The sequence below is a fragment of the Armatimonas sp. genome (assembly GCF_031410135.1).
In the GTDB taxonomy this organism is placed as follows: Bacteria; Armatimonadota; Armatimonadia; order Armatimonadales; family Armatimonadaceae; genus Armatimonas.
Genome location: NZ_JANNYP010000146.1, coordinates 1 through 6,088 on the forward strand (window position 1 = coordinate 1; position 6,088 = coordinate 6,088).

The 6,088-nt window shown below is 54.8% G+C and carries 7 protein-coding genes; 1 reads left to right on the forward strand and 6 read right to left on the reverse strand.

Features of this window, described 5'->3' with window-relative positions:
* On the forward strand, window positions 1-248 hold a 248-nt coding region (locus RMO15_RS05245), incomplete at its 5' end, for a hypothetical protein (protein ID WP_309708785.1).
* Between the two features lie 13 nt (window positions 249-261).
* Here RMO15_RS05245 and RMO15_RS05250 read toward each other — a convergent pair.
* The 6 genes from RMO15_RS05250 to RMO15_RS05275 all read right to left on the reverse strand — a co-directional run bounded on the left by RMO15_RS05250 (window position 262) and on the right by RMO15_RS05275 (window position 5,974).
* Entirely contained in the window at window positions 262-1,899 is a 1,638-nt protein-coding gene (locus tag RMO15_RS05250; RefSeq protein ID WP_309708788.1) for a recombinase family protein, read from the reverse strand.
* Between the two features lie 11 nt (window positions 1,900-1,910).
* Complete coding sequence (locus tag RMO15_RS05255; RefSeq protein WP_309708791.1) at window positions 1,911-2,153, reverse strand: hypothetical protein; 243 nt, start codon at window positions 2,151-2,153, stop codon at window positions 1,911-1,913.
* Window positions 2,154-2,718: 565 nt separating this feature from the next.
* Entirely contained in the window at window positions 2,719-3,456 is a 738-nt protein-coding gene (locus RMO15_RS05260; RefSeq protein WP_309708794.1) for a hypothetical protein, read from the reverse strand.
* A gap of 178 nt (window positions 3,457-3,634) precedes the next feature.
* Window positions 3,635-3,958, reverse strand: a complete 324-nt coding sequence (locus RMO15_RS05265) for a hypothetical protein (RefSeq protein WP_309708796.1) — start codon at window positions 3,956-3,958, stop codon at window positions 3,635-3,637.
* 667 nt (window positions 3,959-4,625) lie between these two features.
* Complete coding sequence (locus RMO15_RS05270) at window positions 4,626-5,492, reverse strand: YARHG domain-containing protein (protein ID WP_309708799.1); 867 nt, start codon at window positions 5,490-5,492, stop codon at window positions 4,626-4,628.
* A complete protein-coding gene (locus RMO15_RS05275) occupies window positions 5,492-5,974 on the reverse strand; it encodes a hypothetical protein (protein ID WP_309708802.1) in 483 nt (160 codons plus the stop codon). The genes RMO15_RS05270 and RMO15_RS05275 overlap by 1 nt, the downstream gene beginning before the upstream one ends.
* Window positions 5,975-6,088: the final 114 nt, after the last annotated feature.

A 6,088-nucleotide genomic window follows, 5' to 3' on the forward strand; every position in this document is an offset into this window, starting at 1 on the left:
CAACTTCCGCCTGGGAGTTTCTACAAAAGCCCGATGCAGCCCCAGTCGTCATCGAGCACTACCCCAATCGGGGGGTGCACAACACCCACACGGGTCAATGGCAATTCCCAGAACAGTTCGATCTCATAGAGTTCGAGCGAAAGTCAGACGGCAGCTTTATGAAACCACGATGGCGGCGCGCTCCACGCACTGCGGTCGAGGAGTTGGTAGGGCAATCATTGCCAACAATATGTGAGAGAAAAGAGTAAAGACCACCAAAACCTACCGCAACCCGTCAGCAAACTGCTGGCGGGTTTTCTCTAAAATATCCCTATCCTCTAACGCTAGTTGCTCTCGTGCACAGGTCAGAATGTTCTCAACGTACCCCTGCCAAGTAGAAAGACCCGGCCCAGCAGAGCCGGATTTTTCTTTATCAGAGCCAATTTTTACTGGTTCGAAAGTGGCTATTTTGGCAAGTAGCGGAGAAAGCTCTATTTCCAGCTTATCCAGAGTGAGAAAGTACCGATCTGACAATGCGACCGCTACCTCACGTTTGGCACGAATATCCCCACCCGTGAACCGTTCGTAGGAAGTAGCGACCAGAGATAGATATCGCTTTACCGTTTCCTGCTCGTCTGCCCTGCGATCCACGAGCAGGCGTAGTTTCCTCTCCGCTGTCTCCATCTGCTCAGTTAACTTGGATTGCTGGGCTTGAAATTGATCCGCGCCAATCTCTCCCCCCATCCGCATTTCAAAGAGCCCATCGCGCTTGCGTTCTAGGTCGCGTAAGACTCGCTCCAAGTTTGCCTGCCCTACCCGATCTGGGCTATCTTCCTGAGCCGAGATACGCTCCAAGTTTTCTAGTGCCCAAGTGCAGAAAGCAGGGTCTATCCGCAGAGTCTCTAGTTTCCCCTCAATCTGCCGCTCAATAAGCTCTGGGGAGACTCCCCGCTTGACACAGCCTCCCTTCCCATTCGTGCAATGGTAGTAGGTATAGCTCACCGTCCTACCTGTTTTCTTGTAATGCTTCGTTTTGGTCTCGGCGGTAATGAGGCACTTGCACTTTAAACAACGGATCAGGCCAGTGAAGGCATACTCCCTTGTTTTGGGCTGAATATGGTTTACCTTACCCAAAAGCTCTTGGACTCGCATAAACTCGGCCTCCGTGATCATCGGAGGATGTGCTCCTTTGTAGAGCACTCCATCATGCCGAAAGTAGCCGTAATAGAACGGGCTATCAAACATCTTATAGACCCCGCTGACACCGATGGGATTGTTACCTAACAACTTCCCCCGTCGTCTTGTCCGGTATCCCCACTGATGAAGTGCTGCGCAGACTTGGGTGCCCGTGTACGCACCCGTGAGCATCATGTCCCAGGCCCGGCGCAGTAGTGGGAACCGCTCAGGGTCAATGACAATCGTGTGGTTTTCCGTATCGTTAAGGTAGCCTTCGGGGGCTTGGTGCGGATACCATCCTTTGGCGATCTTGCTCTTGAGACCCCGCAGAACGTCTTTGGAGAGCTTGTCAACGTAGTACTTGGACTGAGAAAAGATCATGCCGAGCATGAACTTCCCCTCCGGGCTGTTCTCGAAGGTATAGCTGACAAAGTGAAGCGTCACGAGCTTGCCCCGGTCTAGCAGGTCGATCACCATGGCCCCATCCACGGCATTGCGCGCAAGTCGGTCGGGATGCCAGGCGAGAATGCCATCTACCTCCTTTGACTCGATGGCCTGAAGCAGCTCCGAGAACCCCTCCCGCTTCCCATGTGCTTTCGCTGAGCGCGACTCGCTGATGACGCGAACGATTTTGAAGTTGTGTCGCGCCGCCTCTTCGTAGGCGAGACGGATCTGGTCGTCGATGCTTTGAATCTGCCGTTCTTCAGATTCCGTTGACTTGCGGGCGTAGAGAATAAGTCGCATAAATAAGATGATTACGGATAAGGATCATTTGAAGACAGTAGCTTGGGTGTGCAGCCAGGGTGGGTTCCGAAGTTCTTGAGGTAGACGAGTTGGAGGACCTGAGCCGCGAGACGAGCGGCCTCCTGCTCGGTCAGCACCGTTCCCATCTTGGATTCCCAGAGTTGCACAAACGAAGTAAGCGCCTCCGTGTCGGGGCTGGGTAGCCGGAAGCGATGCTCCCGGTCAATGCTGGTTCGTGCTGCGGAAGTCTCCATACCCCCACCATGAAGGGCAATGCTTTTTTCCGCACAGAGGGTTGCACTACCGCCACAGCACTAGGAGCGACAGAGTGCAGACCATTACTGTAACGATGTAAGAGCCACTTCAGAAGGTTGCTAATCGACTGTTCCCGCGAGCCATCTTCCAGAAGCTGACTAATTTTAGTAGATACGTCAAGAGATTAGTACGGAGCATCAGCCTCTTCCGCATACCCTGCTACCATCCAGATACTCCACTATTCGGGGCTGAACAAACATAGACCCTGTTGCCGAATCCAAAACGGCGGATGACCTTCCCTCTATGAAGGGTTCTTCGCATGGGGGATTTCCGAGGCGTTTCGGGCACCTCAGGGAATTCGGCAACAGGGTCAACATAGACGTTAAAAAGGGACACCGAGGGAGCTGAGGTGATAGAGCCAGCTATAGTGAGCCTGGTGTGGACTTATCTGAATTGCGCGTCCAGCGAGGCTGACCACTTTTCGAGGTAGCCGGGGCTATCTCGCTCGACCGAGTGTGCACCAAAGGTCGCGGTTGTCCGAAGTGGAGTCGGTCGAGCATTGCCTCAGTGGAAAGTCACCATCGCTTGATGGGAGCCATTGTAGAATTGCAAGAACCACACAGAGTGATTGGAGTCGGGGTCCCTGGCGGCGCAGTAGCAGAAAACGTTATCTCCTAGAATCTGAATAGGGCACCGCTCCCACTTGGGCTCAGTTCCGGCGAGTTGCATGAGCGCCGCGAACGTCTGCTTGTCTGGTTCCCCATTGGGGCCGATGAAGAGCCGGACACGACCCCGAAAATGAGCTGGGACTACCTCGCCCGTCACATGGAAGTGCAGACCACGGGCAATCTTCTCCATCACCCGTTCCACTCGCGGCGCGTCGAAAGGAAACCCCTGGCGTTTACCGAGCCAGATGCCGGATTCGGTGAAGATGTCCGCCCAGATCATTGAGCGTCCAAGATGTGCAGGGCCTCCCTTGCCTTTGCGTACTGCGCTCATGAAGGGTCCCTGCTCGTCCAGGCGCGCCTTTGCAACAGGGTGGTTCGAGGAGAAGCGGTTTGCGATCATGACGGAGGCAGTGTAGTCCTCGTCGTCGTTCAGGGACGATTTGTCCCCGTGGTTACACGTTTTGCAGGACGCCACGATGATGATGTCGCTGGGGATGTTATGTGGGTCGAAGAAGGCCCGGGCGACGACGTGCTCGCGCTCGCGGTCCTTTTGGTCGGGGAGAGCGATGCCACAGTAGGCGCATATCTTCTTACCGTGGCGATACGCGCTCTGGACTTTACTTGAGTTTTTCATGTTAAAGCACTATCGCTCTAGGCGATGTCTGTGATAATGGACTCCGTTCACGAAAACGAGCCCATTGCCATGAGAGCCGAAGACTCTCCCTTTTGCGTTCCTATTGGAGAGGCAACGAGGTGTCCCTTTTTAACGTCTATGTTTGTTCGGCCCCAAGTTCGGAGCAGTACAGTTAGCTTTAGGCGCGACTGATGATCTTCGAGCGGACACACTTCCATTCACCACTTACCTTCCGCCAGCGATCTTCCTGGGTTGCCGAAACGCGCAAATGTTTTCCTTGGGCGTCCGTGGAGTTTGCAGAGACGGAGATCACAGCCACCAGGTCGCCATTCTCGAAACGAGGCGCGGGACTCTCCAACACCTTCGTTTCAATATGACACTCCACGACCCGCTTCGGGTCGGTATTGCTGAAGCGCTTCTCAAAGTAGCGGAGCGAATCACTCCGGGTTTCTTTTGAGCCATCCTTGTCAACAAACGTCCACTCGCTCGCTGCGTAGGCCATGTGACCTTGAGCGTCCCGGCGACCGTAGGCTGCGTCACTGCTCGCGTACACTGACTTGATCGCTGACACGGCGGAGGACAGGTCGGACACAGGAGCAGCCGGGACAGGTGTTGACGTGGTACCTGAGGAGGACGTCGTACTAGACGAGGCTACGCTGGAATTACTTTCGGCGGAAGTAGCGGATCGTGAACCGGGTGACAGCTTTGAGTAGACAATCCAGCCAAGGACAACAAGCACTAGGACGCTGCCGACCATGATCGGAATCAAAAAGCTCTGTTTCTGATCGGGAGCGCTTGATCTGTTTTGCGCTGGTGGGGTGTCTCGCGGAATGCTTGGCTGAGCCTGAGCAACGAGATCTGATCCGTCATTTTTGCAGTAGATCAGCTCGTCGCTATATGTCGCTCCGCAGACGGGACAGACTTTCATTTTGCATTGTTTCCTTTGAGGACCCAGTTTGTGGGTCGTCGCTGCGCACTTGGGGATCGCCGCCACAACGTACTAAAAAACAAAAATAGAGCACATGAGAGAGACCGACGAAACACGTAAAACGAAGTAACGTGTAGAGTAGGAATTCTTGAATTATCGGGTTTTGATTTCGCCTGTTCCAGATGGATTAGGGTAGGGCAAGGTTAGCCTACTCCTTACCCTAGACCTTGCCCTATCTCTATTACCCGTCGCCCATCTCATCTCGACGATCCGATAGGCGCTTGGCGTTCTCCATCTCGATCCGGCTGAAGTCGTGCTTCTCCAGGGATTCCATGCTCACACCAGGCCGGATGTGGTACCAGGAGAAGGTCGAGAAACACTGGCGATAGTAGGGGTCCTTGAAGGGGTAGCCGTGCCGTGCGTAGATCTCGTTTATCGCGTAACGCACCGAGGAGTAGTCCCATCTCGACAGCTCCGACTTGCTCAGAAGGCGCTCACGGGTCTGAGGGTACTTCTCACCCACAAGCATTGGCGAGCCATTTTTTGGCGGCGTGTCCTTTGGCTTAGACGGCTTGCTTTTGGGCATAGCGGACGACTTAGAGGCCAGTACCGGAGCCGCTTGCAACGACTTCACGGATGGCTTAAGAGCGCCTCCAGTAGCCTGCTCTGGCACACTTGGCTTCATGCCTTTGACCACGAAGAACGCACCGCCCGCCAGTACACCAGTGCCAAGAAGTACCATCCCAATCATGCTTCCACGCGAGAGCTGAGGCAACTTTGTTGCCTTCTGAGGCCCCACGATATCGTCCGGCTCGGGCAGTGCTGCCATGAAGCGAGATGCAGGACGCCCTGCCTCCGCTTGGGATGGTGAGGCTGATTGGGCCACGGTCTGGGCGGATGAGGCAGCGGAAACGACCGTGGTAGGCTTCTCTTCCCGTAGCGACTCGGTGGATTCGTGCTTTGGTTCAGAGGATGTTGTAGCCTGTTTAGCGGGGATCACGACCAGCTCAGAGCCGTCTTCCTTGCAGTAAAGAAACGACTCCAGATACTCTCGCCCGCACTCAGGACAGCGTTTCTTGGTATCCATCAGAGACCCATTATTGTCCATCAGAGTCCTACATTTTCCAGTCGCTGACGGGCCTCATTCAGGCTCTGGAGGGCCTGATCAGAGCGCTGTTTGTCTTTCTCCAGTGCCTGGCCCATTCGTTGAATGGCAGGATTGGCCATGTCCGAGCCGTCCCGGTTCGAGCGAAATCCTTCCAGCATCTGGTTGGTCATTTGCTGCGCTTGCTGCTTTTTCTCAAGCGATTGCTGCACCTGCTGGGTAAGCTGCTCGTTCTCTTTGAGTAGCTCGTCGCGCTCCTGACGCAGCTCGCCCACACGCCGCTCTGTGTCTTGTCTTGCCTGCTGCGCTTCTTGGAGTGCCTGATTTAGCTCGTCGCTCTCCACCGATGAGGCCGCTTCCTGGAGCTGCTGAACCGACTGTTCAAGCTGGCTTACGCGCTCCTGATGCTCTTTGACTTCCTGGCTAATGGACTCGGCCTCTTTCTCCTGCGCCTCACGCCTCTGCTCAACATCCTCAATCCGCATCGTCTTTCTACCTCTCTTAGAATCTTCGAATTACTCAGTCCAGCTTGATCTTATCCAAGTGGTCCCGATCAGCCAGGAGTGCCTTCTGCACGTCCTCTAGTCTCTCGTGGTGGG